This is a genomic window from Microcoleus sp. PH2017_24_DOB_U_A (genome assembly GCF_020738205.1).
Classification (GTDB): Bacteria; Cyanobacteriota; Cyanobacteriia; order Cyanobacteriales; family Microcoleaceae; genus Microcoleus.
The window spans coordinates 26,763-42,196 of sequence record NZ_JAEQCT010000026.1 but is presented as its reverse complement, the minus strand read 5'-3'; the positions used below and the strand labels follow the sequence as shown (position 1 = coordinate 42,196).

Here is a 15,434-nt window from a genome sequence, read left to right as displayed (position 1 = left end):
TTCTTTTTGCGGACTGAAGTCCTCACTACCAACCTTTTTTATTGTTTGTTAGTTTTAAATTGCCTCAACAGGTGCAGGTTCCCAAACCTCCCCGTATTGTTCTTTTAATTCGTGCCATTTTTCCACCTGTCCAGGTTCGTATTCACCAGGTTTTCCCCACTGCAAAAACGCGCTCAACGCAGCATCATTTTGCTCGTCCAGAAAACGAATTGCATAGGTAGTAAAGTTGCCTCTTTTTGCCTCGCCGGTCTCAAATTTCACTTGTTTAATTTTGTCCATATTTAGGTGAAACTCAAATATTTCGGCGTGCATATTTGCATATTTCCCCTTGGGCAACTCTGCATAAAACAGCTTGTGAATTGAACCGCGCACTTCCAGTACAGCGGCGCTGCTAGTCACGATCAAACGCAGCGTCCCCAATTTTTCGCAAGCTTCTAAGAATTCTTTGAGATTAGGCATAATTTGGAAATAGGTAATTGGGAATTGGGCATTGGGCATTAGTTATTAGTTGTTAGAACCAACAAATAACAAATAACCGATAACAACTGTCAATTTTTATGGAATTGGGCATTAGTTATTAGTTATTATAACAACAAATAACAAATAACAAATAACAAATAACCGATAACAACTGTCAACTGTCAACTGTCAACTGTCAACTGTCAACTGACTATTTTTCGTGCAATTCGTAAGCTGCAACAATCCGCTGTACTAGCGGGTGTCTCACCACATCTGACTGATTGAATTCGCAAAAAGCAATGCCTTCAACGTTACCCAGAATTTTTTGAGCAACTGACAGTCCCGACTGTTGGTTTGGTGGCAAATCTGTTTGAGTGATATCGCCCGTCACTACCATTTTCGATCGAAAGCCCAGACGAGTCAACACCATTTTCATCTGAGCAGGTGTTGTATTTTGAGCTTCGTCCAAAATGACGAAAGCATTGCTGAGAGTACGCCCTCGCATATAAGCTAAAGGAGCTACTTCGATCAAGCCTCTTTCCATTAAATCGGCCATTTTTTCGGGGTCGATTATTTCTTGGAGGGCGTCGTAAAGCGGGCGCAAATAGGGATCGACTTTTTGCTGCAAATCTCCAGGCAAAAATCCTAATTTTTCGCCTGCTTCTACGGCGGGCCTGGTTAAAATTAGCTTTTCGTACTGCTTGCTTAACAGTGCTTGCACTGCCAAAATAGCTGCTAGAAATGTTTTTCCAGTACCAGCGGGGCCGATGCAAAATGTTAGGTCGTGGGTGCGTACTGCTTGGACGTACTGCCGCTGCTTGAAGGTTTTGGCTCTTATTTCTTCGCCGCGGCGGGTTTTGGCGAGTACGTCTCGTTGCAAGTCTTGCAAATCTTCTTGGCGGTTGGTATCCAATGCGTAGCGCGCTGTTTGGATTTCTACTCCGGTGATGGTTTTGCCGGATTTCCAATAGTCGGAGAGCGATCGCACTAATTTATGACACAATTCTACTTGAGTTTTTGTGCCGGAAATCAGCAGTTCTTGGCCTCGCATTACCAGGTTGGCGCCGGTTTGCTTAGAGATAATTTTCAAGTTTTCTTCTTGATTTCCGGCCAGCGACATGGCGCTTTGATTGCTCGGTAACTCTATTGTTAGTTTTTCAGTCATGCCAGCATGAGCTCCTCCAAGTAAGTAATTAAAAGTTAACAATCAGCTTTGTTTTACGAACAAAAAGACGCCCGGTACTAGATTTTACCTAGTATCTCAGGCGTCTTTTCTGTTTAAATCGCAAATAAATTTGGTGCTTGAGGCACAAATCAAATCTCCCTTCTTTGACACTCTCAGGTCTAAAGACACGCTCGATTCTGCGATCGCGAGTAAACTCTCGCTGCGACCGTCAAACGCCGCCTAAACACTCAAAACAACTACCGACATTGCCAATGTTGTAATCGCGTTTACTTTTATTGTTTCAATGCTTTCAGAATCCATCACACTTGCCAAGACGCGGTACGCTCCACAACCTGCCATTATTTGCTCTTTCCTGTCATACTGACATCAGGACTTAAACCTAACCGTTGTTTCATAGGAGCCGGGATTTCTCCGATACTAGGATGCTTCAACACGTAGATGTTTTTTGTTCTTACTCCCAACTCAAATTATATCACATTTTCAAGAACACTCTTGACTGAAGTCCCTCGGGTCGCTTCCCTCTGAGCACGCTTTGTGTCTGAGTTTCCCGCATCCCGTGTTGCTTTGATGAAGTCAGACAACTTTAGATTTTAGATTTTAGATTTACCCGATCCCGCTGAGATTTTAGATTTAAAATTTTACATTTTTGTTTGATCGCAAAACTGGCAATCTCAAATCCAACGGGGTTTGTAACACAAAGTCTACAACAGGCAATCTAAAATCTAAAATTGTCTCTCATTCAGCAGAACAGTTAATAACCGGGAGTATTTCTGCTCGTTCTAAACGTAGGTGTGTTAGTACGGCGAGGTTGTTCTCTCGGGGTTCTGCTAGGTAAGGGAGTCGGCGACGGAGGCCCACTCCGGGGTCGGAAGTCTCCCCCATCGCGCCTAGCGCGATCCGGACGATCGCGATCCGAACGATCGCGATCGCCCCTAGGTGGCCCGGAGTTGCGATCGCCCGCTTCACCATCGTATATATCTAAGTACAGCGACTGGCCCGCCGTTTGCGCCACCGCTTCGAGGGTAGTTCTTATTGCCTGAATATTGCGTCCGCCCCTACCGTAAACCCGCCCTTTATCGGGATCTTCAAAAGCGAGCCGAACCCAGACCCGGGATTGGCGCGGGTGCAGTTCGCAATCAACTCGCAAAGACGCGGGCGACTCTAAAAAAGGCCCAATTAAAAACTTAACCAGTCCAGAATAGTTGGGACTAGCTGACTGCTGCTGTGCTGGATTCAACGTTGGCTCCGGCTCCGACTTGTTCAAATACATTCGCTTTTCTCAGGATGTCACGCACGGTGTCAGTTGGCTGAGCGCCTTCTTGCAGGCGCTTGACAATCGCTGGAACATCCAGCCTGGTTTCATTATTTCTGGGGTTGTAGAAGCCGAGTTCTTCTAGGGGACGGCCGTCGCGGCGGGTAGAGCTGTTCATAGCTACAATCCGGTAGCTGGTCTCGCGTTTTTTCCCGTATCTCTTCAATCGCAGTTTGATCATCTTCTTGCAGAATAGTCCTCGATCAATTGTGACATACTCCACGCGCGAAATCTCACATTATGCTGTGGGGAATTGGGCATCGGGCATCGGGCATCGGGCATCGGGCATCGAGCCTAAAAGCATTAATCTGCCAACTGACAACTGTCAACTGTCAACTGTCAACTGTCAACTGACGTTAACCTCCCAGCAAAATATCGCTGCGATTTGCTGCCCCCAAAGCTGGTCTAGCGCCGTCAATGTGCGGTGTAATTGCTAGTGGCAGGGCCGGTGCAGTTCCCCACTGCTGCACCAATTTTTGCAGAAATATATCTTGCTGCGCTCTCAAAGAGTCCCAATCGGTGCCGCGATTAATAATTGCAAACCAAACTAAACCCCGATCGCGCGTGGGTATGGCTCCAGCCAAAGCAATCACCGTATCTAAGGTACCGGTTTTCACCACAGCCGACGGCGGAATGTGTCGGTGTTCCAAAGTTCCTTTATCGCGCCCGGACACCGGAAACAAGTCAGCAATAGTCAGCCCCGTAGTCTGAAGGTTGCGCGCGATCGCCTGCATCATCCCACAAGCCGCCCTCGGAGACATCCGATTTTCCACTCCCAATCCCGAACCGTTAATTAATTGAAGTTCCGCCGCCGGCACCCCCGCCGCCCAAGTCGCTTGCTGCTGGACTATTTTGTGTCCGCCCAAATTGTCTGCCAGTATTTGGGCAATGTCATTGTCGCTGTGGACGTTCATCTGCTTGAGAATTTCGGGTAAAGGGAGCGATCGGCGCTTCAGCAGCAAATGTCCCGAGCTCACAAATTTTTCAGCAATCACCGTGCCGGCGATCGTTACTTGCGGCTTTCTCGTTCCCCGAGCCATCTTAGAATATATTGCCAGCACGTCAGAAGGCCAACTGCGCCCATTGAGAGCCTGCCGCAGACCCTCCCCCGCAGCCAAAGGATCGGACTGGTAATTCATGCGGAAATTGCCTGTCACCACTAAGTTGCCGGCCACGCGATCGATACCCATTTGATTGAGAGCATTACCCACGGCGATCGCCTCTTCCCACACAAACAACGGATCGCCACCACCACTGACAACCAAATCTCCTTGCAACACCCCATTCCTAATCGGCCCGGTTCCCCGGAACCGTGTTTCAAACTGATGCTCGGTGCCCCAAGTTTCCAGCGAAGCCAGAGAAGTGGCAATCTTAGTCAGCGAAGCCCCTGGCATCAGTACCTTTCCCTGCTGACTTACCAGTGGCACCATTCCGGCTTGTACCCAAACTCCCTGATTGCCGTCTATCAGATGTTTTGCCTTCAAATCTTTTAAATATTCCTCCACCGCGACGGATGTCGGCAAGTCTCGATTTGCTGCATCTACTCCTCCAAAAGCCAGCTCTTCGGCCACCACTAACCCGGGTATCCCTCCCCGCCAAGCCAGTAGCGACACAGCGTTGGGCGCGACACTGTGTACCCCAGCCATGTCGAGCCACAGAGACATGATTCCCGAGCTAAATAATAAATCCAGCATTTTTTACACCTATAGTTCAGTCAGTCGATTTTAGATTTTAGATTTTAGATTTACTCCACAGAATCAATCTGGGGGCTTGAACTCCGGTCTAAAATTTTGGGCCCGAGTCACGACGAGTGTCGGAAACTTTTATCCGTTTTTGGGCGGGGTCAGGTAAATTATTCTATTGAGTTTTTCAATTTGCAGTCAAAAATAGTAAAGTAGGCACAAACTCTATCAGAGTAGTCGCAAATGACAATTGTCCGATCGAGTGCGAGCAGATTTTAGTTATTTATTCGCACTTCTGGATTCAGACTCCAGATCCGCAAGAAACGGGTACAACGCCCCGACGCCATTCGTGGATGCTCCCAAAATTTTCGACCCTAGTTTCTGCTGCCAGATTTCAGGCTGTAACTCAATCGAAAATCGAAAATCGAAAATCGAAAATCGGCTGACTTCCTGGTAGAATTTTTAGTGTTTCTCAAACATTGGTCAATGGGATCGACACGCGCAAGAATTGCAATAGACGCTATGGGTGGGGATCACGCCCCCGCCGAAGTTGTAGCTGGAGCGCTTAAGGCACAAGAAGAGTTAGGCGTAGAGATTTTGCTGGTGGGCGACCCGCAGCAAATAGAAGACTCGCTACGTCTTCAAGACGCGATCGGCCGCGTCTCTACAGGTCAGCTAGAAATCGTTCCTTCAGAAGGAACGGTGGAAATGCACGAAGAACCTCTAAGTGCCCTCAAACGCAAGCCCAAAGCTTCGATTAACGTAGCCATGAACTTGGTGAAGCAGCAGCAGGCTGATGCTGTGGTGTCCGCCGGTCACTCCGGTGCGGCAATGGCGGCTGCCCTACTGAGGTTGGGGCGGCTACCTGGAATCGATCGCCCCGCGATCGGTGCGGTTTTGCCGACAATGGTACCGGGTACCTCTGTACTCATTCTCGATGTCGGCGCTAATGTGGACTGCCGCCCAAAATTTTTGGAGCAGTTTGCTCTGATGGGAACTATTTACAGCCAGTGCGTGCTGGGCGTCGCCGAACCAAAAATCGGCCTGCTAAACATTGGCGAAGAACCTTCTAAAGGCAACGACGCTGCGGTACGCACCCATCAGTTATTGGCGGACAATCCGAACATTCCTTTTGTGGGCAATGCCGAAGGCCGCGACGTGCTGTCGGGGAACTTTGACGTGATTGTCTGCGACGGGTTTGTCGGCAACGTGTTGTTGAAGTTTGCCGAAGCGGTGGGCGAAGTCGTAGTCCAGGTGCTCAAGGAAGAGCTGGTCAAAGGGCTCCAACATCAAATTAACGATCCTATGCTGCAAAAAAGCTTGCAAGGATTCAAGCAGCGAGTAGACCACGTTGAACATGGTGGCGGTTTGCTGTTGGGCGTTGCTGGAGTTTGCATTATCAGCCACGGTTCGTCTCAAGCTGCCTCGATTTTTAATGCCATTCGTTTGGCAAAAGGGGCTATTGACAACCAAGTGCTGGAGCGAATTAGATCGTCCAATCGCGAAAGCGCTGTGGAACAAGAAGCTTTGAACAGTTGACAGTTGACAGTTGACAGTTGGCAGTTGACAGTTGGCAGTTGGCAGTTGACAGTTGGCAGTTGACAGTTGACAGTTGACAGTTGAGTGCAACCTCGACCTGGAAGGAAGAGGATTGGAGTAATGAATAGTCTTCTTTTAATTTCTCCCGGGCTTGGGGCTTTAAACCAATTCTTTCTAGTAAGTAGAAATTAAAAATTAAAAAAGTCAAATTAAAAATGTCAGATTAAACCAACTGTTTTGCTTGAAAAAAGTAATTTCAGCAGTTTAAAAAATAGTTTAAATTTGAAGTTTTTAATTTTTAATTTCTCGACCGAACAGCGAGTAAATGGAGAGGAATGTTGCAGCAATCAGGGTTCGGCATTGCCGTCACGGGTAGCGGGTCTTGTACACCGCAGGTTTCGCTAGATAATAATGGTTTGAGTCAGATTGTAGAAACGTCTGACGAGTGGATTGCGGCGCGAACGGGCATTCGATCGCGCAGGCTGGCGGACGATCGCACTTCTTTGTGCGATTTGGCATCGGAGGCATCCCGCAGGGCGATCGCCATGGCAGAAATTTCGCCGACAGATATCGATTTGATTATTTTGGCCACATCAAGCCCTGACGATTTGTTCGGCACTGCGGGCAAAATTCAATATCAGTTGGGCGCTACAAAAGCTGTGGCTTTCGATTTGACAGCAGCTTGTTCGGGATTTGTGTTTGGTTTAGTTACAGCCTCGCAGTTCATTCGGACAGGCGTTTATCAAAATGTTTTGCTGATCGGAGCAGATATTTTATCTCGCTGGGTGAATTGGTCGGATCGGGGTACTTGCATTTTATTTGGAGACGGTGCAGGTGCGGTGGTATTGCAGGCTTCAGAGGTCGATCGATTTTTGGGATTTGAAATTCGCAGCGACGGCACGCAAAATTCGTCTCTCAATTTAGCCTACAAAGCCGAGTCAAAATCATTAATTGAGGGCGTGAATATCGGACAAGGTGGATTTGAGCCGATCGCCATGAACGGTCAAGAAATCTATCGGTTTGCCGTCAAAAAAGTGCCGGAAGTCATAGAAAAAGCGATGTTTCGGGCAAATATCAGCGCCGAAAAAATTGACTGGCTGCTGTTGCACCAAGCCAATCAACGGATTCTCGATGCAGTTGCCCAAAGGCTCAAGATTCCCCCGGAAAAAGTAATCAGCAATTTAGCAAATTACGGCAATACCTCAGCAGCTTCAATTCCCCTTGCTTTAGACGAATCGGTGCGTCTGGGTAAAGTTAAATCTGGTGAGACTATTGCTGCGGCTGGTTTTGGTGCAGGTTTGAGTTGGGGGGCGGCGATTTTTCAATGGGGAAGGTAATACGATTTTAGATTTTAGATTTTAGATTTTAGATTGGGGAATCACTGATGAACTATGGGTTGGAAGCGCAGGCTAGCAGTTTCATGATTTTAGGGAACTGGTACAATATTTTGCTCTAAACTTGCCCTGCTGACATCGGGCGTGCGACCATTAAAAAAGAAAAATCTTTTAACACGCCATACACAGGTCATAGCATAGGGTAAAGCCTGCACCAAGCCGTGCATCCTTCGACAGGAATTCTGGACAAGAGTGTGCTGCCATTGAAAATCCTCTATTTTTGGATCGACTTTCCCCAGCTAGAAGGTTGAAAATTGTGCTACGGCGATCGACCTGAATTAAAGTAGCAAAAAAAATATAAACCTCGAAAAAAGCGCAGTTATTATGTTATAGTTGTGAGTCGCGAGTAGATAGTTCGTGAACCGAAAGATAGCGGAGACCAGTCAGCGAACTCAGAAGCGGGAAACAAAGAATTTTTGCAATCACTTTCTTAGCAACCACCAATTAGCAGATTACCGGAAAAATGACTAAAACAGCATGGGTATTTCCCGGACAAGGTTCCCAGGCGATCGGGATGGGTGCAGACTTATTAAACTTGCCAGCAGCCAAAGCTAAATTTGAGCTGGCTAAAGAAATTTTAGGCTGGTCTGTCCCTGAAGTTTGCCAAAAAGAAGAAGCAAAACTATCTCGGACTCTCTACACTCAGCCTTGCTTGTTCGTAGTAGAAAGCATTTTGGCAGACTTAATGCGAGAAAAGAGCGATCGACCCGCAGTAGTTGCCGGTCACAGTTTAGGAGAATATGTTGCCCTGTACGCAGCAGGCGTCTTTGACTTTGAAACGGGATTGCGCTTAGTCAAACGCCGCGCCGAACTGATGGAGACTGCCTCCGGCGGGCAAATGGTGGCGTTGATCGGCTTCGACAGGCAGGAATTAGAACTGCAAATTCAATACAGCCGAGATGTGGTGCTCGCCAACGATAACAGCGAAGCACAAGTAGTGATTTCTGGCACGCCGACAGCAGTAGAAGATTTGCTAGCCAAAATAAAAGTCAAACGCGCGGTTAAATTGAATGTTTCCGGCGCGTTTCACTCTCCCCTGATGGCCGGGGTGGCGGCAGAGTTTCAACTAGCGTTAAAGTCGGCAAGATTTTCCGATGCTAAAATGCTGGTACTCTCGAACTCAGAACCGACAGCGACTACTAGCGCAGCTACTCTAAAACAGCGGTTGAATTATCAAATGACTAAAGGCGTGCGCTGGCGAGAAATTTCTCTGCAATTGCCACAACAAGGAATCGATCGCGTAGTGGAAATTGGCCCAGGTAAAGTTCTCACAGGTTTGATCAAACGGACTTGTCCCAATTTAGCGCTGGTAAATGTCAGCAGTTTTGCAGATTTGCCCGCTTAATCTATTGTTAACCGATTATTCAGCCGCAGGCTTTCAACAGTTGACAGTTGACAGTTGACAGTTGACAGTTGACAGTTTAAGAGCGACCTCTACCTAGAAGGAAGAGGATTGGAGTAATGAATAGTCTGATTTTAATTTCTCCCGATCGGGGTTCCGGCTTTCAACCAATTCTTTCTGGTAAAATTGAGTTAATCGATCAGAAAATTGCCGAAAAATAAATAGCACAACAGGAAAATTTTACTACGACCTGTTGTGCAAATTTGCGATCGACAATCCAAACAGCTAAAAATCGCGATTAAAAATAATCTATATATCGATCGCCCTTGAGGTCGATCGGCAAATTCTGATTTAAACTAGGAATAAAAATCAAGCTAATCCGGTACTTATATGAAAAAAGCTATTTACTGGCTGATGGGCGAAAAAGCCGGCAGAACCATAGTAGGCGGGTGGAACTGGCTGTGGGGACTTCCCGTAGAATCCGGTGGTAAAATTTCAGTCGCCGTAGCCGAAGAGTCGCTGCGATCGATGCAAGAGTCCGTCCAAAAGCTCGCAGAAGCAGTTTCTAAACAAGTTGCAGCCTACCAGCGCACCAAAACAAAATATGAAGAAAAAGTTAGAGAGATGCAAACTTTAGAGCGCCAAGCCAAGACAGCCAACCGCAACGGCAACGAAGAAGCAGCCCGCTTAGCCATATCTAAGGTAATTCAGATAGAAAAAATCCTGCCGCAGTACGAAGATGCAGTAAAACAAGCCGAACAGTTTGTGAACGCTTCCAAAGACAAGCTGAATCGAGAGCGCACGAAGCTGGAAGCCTACAAAACCGATATGCAAAACATGAAAGATATGGTCGAGATTAACGAAGCTCTCGGCGCCATATCCAAAGTCAACAACGATCTTAATATTGATTCAGCTCGATCGCAATTTGAACAAGCCAAAAATGCCGTCGAAAAGCATAACCTCGAACAGCAAGCTTTAGCAGAAATATCTGAGAACCCCCAAGAAAGACTTCAGGCAGAATTAGAAAACATGACCGAAGATGATGAAGTCAGTCGCAGGCTGCAAATGTTAGACGACCCGGACAACAAAAAACTTCCGAACTAAGGAGAATTTTATGGCTAAGAGCGGGCCTCCCCCCATAGTTTTTATTTTTTTATTCCTGTTCCTCGCAGCCGGTGGCTGGTTTTTTCTGAACAAACCAGCGGCACAGGATGCTAACAATTCCTCCAATCCCCCAACACCCGCAGGCGGTGGCAGTTCCAACCCGCTTCCCGTTGCGCCCGCAGCCGGCTTAGCATCGCCTGTTGCTGCTAGTTCCTTTGCACTACCAGTTGCCGTACCTGCGGGCACGGCGGTGAGAATTGACGGTTCTACCAGCATGGTGACAATCAATCTCAACCTTAAGAATGGCTTTCAAGCCAAGTTTCCCAGCACTACAGTCGATGCCAAAGCAAATGGTTCTGCAAAAGGAATTCAGGATTTGGTGGCGGGAACAGCCGATATTGCCGCGATATCGACCGCTTTGAATGCCCAAGACCAAGCTAGGGGTTTGGCAGCAGTGCCCGTTGCTTTAGATAGAATTGCGATCGTAGTCGGCACTAACAACCCGTTTCAAGGAGGTTTAACTGCCGCTCAAGTTCAAGACATTTTCAAGGGAAATGCTCAAGACTGGTCAAAAGTCGGCGGTTCAGCAGGCTTGATTAAGGTAATTAACAGACCCGAAATTAGCGGCACTCACCAAACTTTCAAAGAACAAGTGCTCGGAGGCGGTAGTTTTGGCACCGGGCAAAATGTTACTACGCTCGATCGAGATGCGACAACTCCGCTGCTGCAAGCTTTAGGTAACAACGGCATCGGCTATGCCACTTTCGCTCAAGTTGTCAATCAGAAAACGGTGAGGGTTGTACCCGTAGACGGTGCGACGCCGGAAGCCCCCAATTATCGCTATCAGCGCCAGTTGTACTACGCTTACAAAAATCCCCCCAGCCAAGCGGTTAAGGATTTCTTGGGTTACGCGACTTCCGAGGAAGGAAAAAAAGCGATGCTAGCCGGAAATTAACAGGCCTGAGTTAGCCATCAACTCGCGCGGGTGCGTCGCTGCGGGAATTCTCGCCTCTATTTCAAGTTATGCGATCGCGATGCACCCGCGCATCATTACGTCCTGCGTTTTTTTGCAAGTCCTAGTTAATTTTACAGAGCGGAACTGATAGGCTAAAATTCAGTGTAATTTAAAATCTAAGGTTTTCCGTGAGCAAAAGTCGCGAACCAGTCGAAAGTTTACTTCTTTACTATTTATTCAAGTGGTCAATTGTCAGCCCGATGCTGCACCTTTACTTTCGGGGGCGCATCTACGGTGCAGAAAATGTGCCAGCAGAAGGCCCATTTGTGGTAGTCAGCAATCACGCCAGCGATTTCGATCCGCCGATTTTATCTAGTTCCATGAGGCGGCCAGTGGCATTTATGGCAAAGGAAGAGTTATTTAAAGTTCCTATTTTGAAGCAGGCAATTACGCTTTATGGTGCCTATCCAGTCAAGCGGGAAAGTGCCGATCGCAGTGCAATTCGATCGGCTATCCAGTCTTTAGAAAATGGATGGGCTACGGGTGTATTTTTGCAGGGAACTCGGACGCCAGACGGTAGAATTACTGATCCGAAATTGGGGGCTGCGCTGATAGCTGCTAAGGCAAAAGCACCGCTATTACCCGTTAGTTTGTGGGGAACTCATGCGATCGCATCCAAAGGTTCAATAGTGCCGCGTCCGGTGCCGCTGACGGTGCGAATTGGCAAGCTAATTGAGGCGCCCGCTTCGTCGGATCGCGCGGAATTGGAAGCGCTGACTCAAAGATGTGCAACTGAGATTAATGCGATGCACGATTTGGGTCGCTGAACCGGGCGAATAGAATTCGCACGCCAGACAAACAAAACCCACTCCAAGCGGGTTGAAGAACGGGCGGTTAAAGTTACGTTATTTTCTTCATTCGGCGTCCGGCGGAATTCGTTTTTGTAGTTTGACCTCTTACTCTGATGACGGGCGCTTCGCCACATAAGCGCTTCGCGCTGGCTTCGCCTACGAGTAAGAGGTCAAAAGCGGTTTCAACCGCCGTCCTTTCTTTGTCTATTCAATTCTGGCTTGGCTGAAGTTAGCGCCTGTATAACCCGTAGTCAGCCACATAATGGCTCTAGCGCCGTCGCGGAGAGCTTTTTGCACGGGTTCGGGGGTTCGCCCAGACGGAACTGCTACAGGCTTAAAACTAATCCCTCGACTGCCGAGCACGATTTCGCCAATAATCTGAGCTCGCCGCATATGATCGTCAGAAGTGATCAGATACACGCTCTCAATCCCTTGAGCTTTCAATTCATCTACCAGGGTGGTAAAATTTGTTACCGTATCCACTGCTCTGTAGTCTAAGTGCAGGCGATCGGACTTAATTCCCGCTTCTGAAAACACCCATTCGGCGAACTCAGGATTGCTCCCAGAAGACACCCAAATCGGCAATTGAGGGTGCGATCGAGCAAATTTGGCGGCAAACACCTCTCGCTCCGTAGCCCCACCTAGAACCAACAAAGCTTGGGGTCTCTGAAATTCGCTCTTAAGCTGCTGATAGCCAAACCAAAACGCCATCAAAAGCCCTAGTAGGAACCAAAAATTGGGTGAATTCCTCAAACGCGGGTAACGCCGCCTGTTTAAATTTATTCTCAACCACATCTAAACCTATAAAAACTTTATTTAGCTGACACAGGAACCATAACAAAAAATACCGCACGTACAACCCACTAACAGGAATTAAAAATTAAAATTTAAACAATGGTCAGAGGATTTTAGATTTTAGATTTTAGATTTTGGATTGAATATACAGGTTAACGCATATGCAAAGCAGAAGGATAAAACTTAGGGTTTACCCTTCTGCTTTTAATTGTTCTTGATTTTTAACGGGACTGGCCGGGTTCGAACCGGCGACCTAGCGCTTCAGATTTGTGTGAGTTTCCCCACTCTCCGGACTATTCCTTCACCGTAGGCTTGCGGCCTTTAGGTGGTGGCCGTATGTTTAGGAGGTTTTATGGTGTTTACTTCCTAAAGCCAGTCTCTGCACCTTCCTTACCTAAACAAAATTTAGATAAAGCTTGGCTCAAGATTACCGTATCTGCTGTCAGACTTAGGCTTCCTTGAGTTTGACCACATTCACTCCCAGAGTTTCCTCGCAGGGTGCCCGATTCTTCAGGAGGCGCTTGCTCTATCCATCTGAGCCACAGCCCCAGTTGCTGAACCGTTTTGATTATAGCAGGTAATGGCGATTTTGAATTTTTTATTTTGGATGATTAGCGATCGCCCGTAGCAACTCTCCCGACAATGCGGGCAAAGTTTTCTGCTGCGGTGAGTTTACCAGCACCGTAACAAGCGCGATGTCTCCAGGCGGTAACGGGGAGGTGTCCGGGGGGAGCATTTTCGCTGAATGAGAGCTCGCTGTAATATTTCCAATTTTCTTTGACTCGCCAGCCGAGTCGATCGCACAATTGGGTATAATTTCCGGCGGTACTTTCCCAAATCTGTTGTTGTACGGTGAATCCAAACCGCCCGCTGCTGTGTTGTTGCCAAAGTTTGTCGATCGTGCGAAGGTCTGTAAGAGGAAACCCGTCAATATCGGCTGCACTCAGCCAGCCTTCGTCTTCCCTGACAGAGATTTGCAGCAAAATTTCCCAAGTATGTTCGTCTGCTTTGCGCCATTTTCCAGTTTCTAACAGCTTTGTCAGTTGTCGGTAATCCATCCCCACTTCAGAGATAGCCGGAGTTTGGTCAGGTAAGGCGCCGATTTTCTCTTCCAGTCGCAGTAAAGTGCTGGTAATGGATTCGGGATTGAGTTGTTCGAGGCGGTACAGAACCCATTCTAACTGAGATTGCAGGTACGCGCGGGCGATCGCACCTTGCTGTAATTCCTCTTGCAACTCGTCAAATCTGGCTGACCAATTTTGTTGATTGCGGGCCGATTCCCACATTTGTTTTGCCCACTGCAATCGAACTTGTTCTTGTTTTAAATAAGTTTTGGAAGGCTTAGCACGCTGCGGGTAGGGAGTCAAATCCCAGCCACAAATCGAGCAAAACTCTGCTTTTTTTTCTAGGTACTCAGCACCGCACACTGGACAGTCAGACATAGTAAATTACCCAGCACTGACATGAGTACAGGTACAGTGTGGACTTTCAATAGCCCTGAAATGATCTTGCAAATTGCAAAATAATCTCGAACCTTCAGGCTTATTTACGGAAGCCCCAATAACAGCAATATTCTTACTGCCGTTTAAGTCGGCATCACCTTTCCATCCACAATGACCACAAGCAAACTTTTTGCCATTCCTATAAGACTCACCCTTTACAGGATGAATATGGTTGCACTTGTGGCACATTTGGCTAGTGTATCTAGGCTCGACAAACAAAATCTTGACGCTATGCTTTATGGCTTTGTATATTAGGAATTGGCGCAACTGAAAAAATGCCCAGCTATTGCTAAGTCTCCGCTCTTTTTTCGAGCGTGGCTGCTGATTTGTGCGCTCCCTAATTCCAGTCAAATCTTCCAAAGCGATCGCTTGATTTTTGTTTTGAGCCTTAGTTACGATACGGTGACTGATAGTGTGATTTACCAATGTCTGAAAGCGCTTTCAAGAGCCCGACAACCGTTTCAACAATTCTCGACATCTACGCCGAGTGCTGCGCGTGCCCTTCGTGGCTTTTTGTTGGAGATTCGCTCTCAACTTGGCATAATGATTTCTAACTTGGGTAATTTGTTTACCGCTAAATGTATCTCCATCAGAAGTAACTGCAATGTCAGTCCTACCCAAATCACAGCCCAAAACTCGATCGCTTGGTGGAGGTTCGACGGGCATAGATTCAAGCTGAATATTAAGATAGTAACTACCATCATTGCGTTTGCACAAAGTAGCAGTCTTTGGGTTTTGACCTTTCAACAATCCAAGTTGGTAGTTTCCGATAGCCAGTACAAACCGTTCCCTACCACCAGTAGTAGTCAAACTTACCGTCCAATCTTTTTCCCTGAAAGAAAAGATACGAGCATCGTAAGTGACGCTAGTAGGAGTAAATTTATTGACCGACTTCCCATCTTTTTTGGCTGTTTTTCTGTTACCAGAAACCCGTCTGATAGCATGGATTGCCAACTGCGCCGAAAGTCCAAACATATCTCTGACATCGTGATATATCAAGGATTGCATCGCCAATTCGTTTGTCAGAGTTGGCGATACAGTTTGATTCACATATTCGCAAGCATTCGCGAACGCCTGAAGTGTTGCATCAATTTTGATGGACTGCTCAGGCATTACTTGGAGTTTGCAAGATACTGTCAGGACTTGTTTCATGACAAGATTCTATCATGTATTGAAGAAAGTCTGTCTGCGTTTATCAATAATTTGTTCAGCTATGCAAGCCTCACGCGCATTCCTCCCGTCACTCAAGTTCGTACCGTGTTTGGTGCGGGACTCCTGTTGTTTTAGTTGAAGTAAATTCAGTTGCCAAGTAA

General features: G+C 47.2%; 15 protein-coding genes. 6 read left to right on the top strand and 9 right to left on the bottom strand.

Annotation, left to right across the window (positions count from 1 at the left end):
- Positions 1-54: 54 nt before the first annotated feature.
- The 5 genes from JGK07_RS05765 to JGK07_RS05745 all read right to left on the bottom strand — a co-directional run bounded on the left by JGK07_RS05765 (position 55) and on the right by JGK07_RS05745 (position 4,651).
- Complete coding sequence (locus tag JGK07_RS05765) at positions 55-459, bottom strand: ChuX/HutX family heme-like substrate-binding protein (protein ID WP_293183125.1); 405 nt, start codon at positions 457-459, stop codon at positions 55-57.
- Positions 460-670: 211 nt separating this feature from the next.
- Positions 671-1,624, bottom strand: coding sequence for a PhoH family protein (locus JGK07_RS05760; protein ID WP_293183065.1), 954 nt, complete (start codon positions 1,622-1,624; stop codon positions 671-673).
- 772 nt (positions 1,625-2,396) lie between these two features.
- Positions 2,397-2,882: a KH domain-containing protein gene (locus JGK07_RS05755; protein WP_293183067.1), complete on the bottom strand. Its 486-nt coding sequence runs from the start codon at positions 2,880-2,882 to the stop codon at positions 2,397-2,399.
- Positions 2,854-3,138, bottom strand: a complete 285-nt coding sequence (rpsP, locus tag JGK07_RS05750) for a 30S ribosomal protein S16 (protein WP_293157400.1) — start codon at positions 3,136-3,138, stop codon at positions 2,854-2,856. The genes JGK07_RS05755 and rpsP overlap by 29 nt, the downstream gene beginning before the upstream one ends.
- A gap of 175 nt (positions 3,139-3,313) precedes the next feature.
- Complete coding sequence (locus tag JGK07_RS05745) at positions 3,314-4,651, bottom strand: D-alanyl-D-alanine carboxypeptidase (RefSeq protein ID WP_293183069.1); 1,338 nt, start codon at positions 4,649-4,651, stop codon at positions 3,314-3,316.
- A gap of 474 nt (positions 4,652-5,125) precedes the next feature.
- Between JGK07_RS05745 and plsX the strand changes: the two genes are divergently transcribed.
- The 6 genes from plsX to JGK07_RS05715 all read left to right on the top strand — a co-directional run bounded on the left by plsX (position 5,126) and on the right by JGK07_RS05715 (position 11,800).
- Entirely contained in the window at positions 5,126-6,178 is a 1,053-nt protein-coding gene (gene plsX, locus JGK07_RS05740; RefSeq protein WP_293241544.1) for a phosphate acyltransferase PlsX, read from the top strand.
- A gap of 335 nt (positions 6,179-6,513) precedes the next feature.
- Positions 6,514-7,515, top strand: coding sequence for a beta-ketoacyl-ACP synthase III (locus tag JGK07_RS05735; RefSeq protein ID WP_293157417.1), 1,002 nt, complete (start codon positions 6,514-6,516; stop codon positions 7,513-7,515).
- A gap of 520 nt (positions 7,516-8,035) precedes the next feature.
- Positions 8,036-8,917 carry an ACP S-malonyltransferase gene (gene fabD / locus JGK07_RS05730; protein WP_293192140.1) on the top strand — a complete coding sequence of 294 codons (882 nt, stop codon included), beginning with the start codon at positions 8,036-8,038 and terminating at the stop codon, positions 8,915-8,917.
- Between the two features lie 387 nt (positions 8,918-9,304).
- Positions 9,305-10,018 (top strand): PspA/IM30 family protein, encoded by a 714-nt coding sequence (locus JGK07_RS05725; protein ID WP_293241541.1) that lies wholly within the window; start codon positions 9,305-9,307, stop codon positions 10,016-10,018.
- Between the two features lie 10 nt (positions 10,019-10,028).
- Positions 10,029-10,973 carry a substrate-binding domain-containing protein gene (locus JGK07_RS05720; RefSeq protein ID WP_293241538.1) on the top strand — a complete coding sequence of 315 codons (945 nt, stop codon included), beginning with the start codon at positions 10,029-10,031 and terminating at the stop codon, positions 10,971-10,973.
- A 188-nt stretch (positions 10,974-11,161) separates the two neighbouring features.
- Positions 11,162-11,800: a 1-acyl-sn-glycerol-3-phosphate acyltransferase gene (locus JGK07_RS05715; protein ID WP_293183079.1), complete on the top strand. Its 639-nt coding sequence runs from the start codon at positions 11,162-11,164 to the stop codon at positions 11,798-11,800.
- A 228-nt stretch (positions 11,801-12,028) separates the two neighbouring features.
- Here the strand turns inward: JGK07_RS05715 and JGK07_RS05710 are convergent, their stop codons facing one another.
- From JGK07_RS05710 to JGK07_RS05695, 4 genes are all read right to left on the bottom strand, one after another.
- The gene (locus tag JGK07_RS05710; protein ID WP_293183081.1) at positions 12,029-12,619 is read right to left on the bottom strand and encodes a YdcF family protein; all 591 of its coding nucleotides are present in this window, start codon (positions 12,617-12,619) and stop codon (positions 12,029-12,031) included.
- 611 nt (positions 12,620-13,230) lie between these two features.
- Positions 13,231-14,061: a GUN4 domain-containing protein gene (locus tag JGK07_RS05705; protein ID WP_293192144.1), complete on the bottom strand. Its 831-nt coding sequence runs from the start codon at positions 14,059-14,061 to the stop codon at positions 13,231-13,233.
- Between the two features lie 6 nt (positions 14,062-14,067).
- Positions 14,068-14,547, bottom strand: coding sequence for a transposase (locus tag JGK07_RS05700; protein ID WP_293183085.1), 480 nt, complete (start codon positions 14,545-14,547; stop codon positions 14,068-14,070).
- A 15-nt stretch (positions 14,548-14,562) separates the two neighbouring features.
- Positions 14,563-15,273 carry a transposase gene (locus tag JGK07_RS05695; protein WP_293241535.1) on the bottom strand — a complete coding sequence of 237 codons (711 nt, stop codon included), beginning with the start codon at positions 15,271-15,273 and terminating at the stop codon, positions 14,563-14,565.
- Between the last annotated feature and the right edge of the window lie 161 nt (positions 15,274-15,434).

What these genes read in the sequence shown, in the direction of transcription:
- JGK07_RS05765 (WP_293183125.1), bottom strand. Translation starts at nt 459, where the DNA reads ATGCCTAATCTCAAAGAATTCTTAGAAGCTTGCGAAAAATTGGGGACG.
- JGK07_RS05695 (WP_293241535.1), bottom strand. Translation starts at nt 15,273, where the DNA reads ATGAAACAAGTCCTGACAGTATCTTGCAAACTCCAAGTAATGCCTGAG.
- rpsP (WP_293157400.1), bottom strand. Translation starts at nt 3,138, where the DNA reads ATGATCAAACTGCGATTGAAGAGATACGGGAAAAAACGCGAGACCAGC.
- JGK07_RS05720 (WP_293241538.1), top strand. Translation starts at nt 10,029, where the DNA reads ATGGCTAAGAGCGGGCCTCCCCCCATAGTTTTTATTTTTTTATTCCTG.
- JGK07_RS05735 (WP_293157417.1), top strand. Translation starts at nt 6,514, where the DNA reads ATGTTGCAGCAATCAGGGTTCGGCATTGCCGTCACGGGTAGCGGGTCT.
- JGK07_RS05710 (WP_293183081.1), bottom strand. Translation starts at nt 12,619, where the DNA reads ATGTGGTTGAGAATAAATTTAAACAGGCGGCGTTACCCGCGTTTGAGG.
- plsX (WP_293241544.1), top strand. Translation starts at nt 5,126, where the DNA reads ATGGGATCGACACGCGCAAGAATTGCAATAGACGCTATGGGTGGGGAT.
- JGK07_RS05705 (WP_293192144.1), bottom strand. Translation starts at nt 14,061, where the DNA reads ATGTCTGACTGTCCAGTGTGCGGTGCTGAGTACCTAGAAAAAAAAGCA.
- JGK07_RS05760 (WP_293183065.1), bottom strand. Translation starts at nt 1,624, where the DNA reads ATGACTGAAAAACTAACAATAGAGTTACCGAGCAATCAAAGCGCCATG.
- fabD (WP_293192140.1), top strand. Translation starts at nt 8,036, where the DNA reads ATGACTAAAACAGCATGGGTATTTCCCGGACAAGGTTCCCAGGCGATC.
- JGK07_RS05725 (WP_293241541.1), top strand. Translation starts at nt 9,305, where the DNA reads ATGAAAAAAGCTATTTACTGGCTGATGGGCGAAAAAGCCGGCAGAACC.
- JGK07_RS05745 (WP_293183069.1), bottom strand. Translation starts at nt 4,651, where the DNA reads ATGCTGGATTTATTATTTAGCTCGGGAATCATGTCTCTGTGGCTCGAC.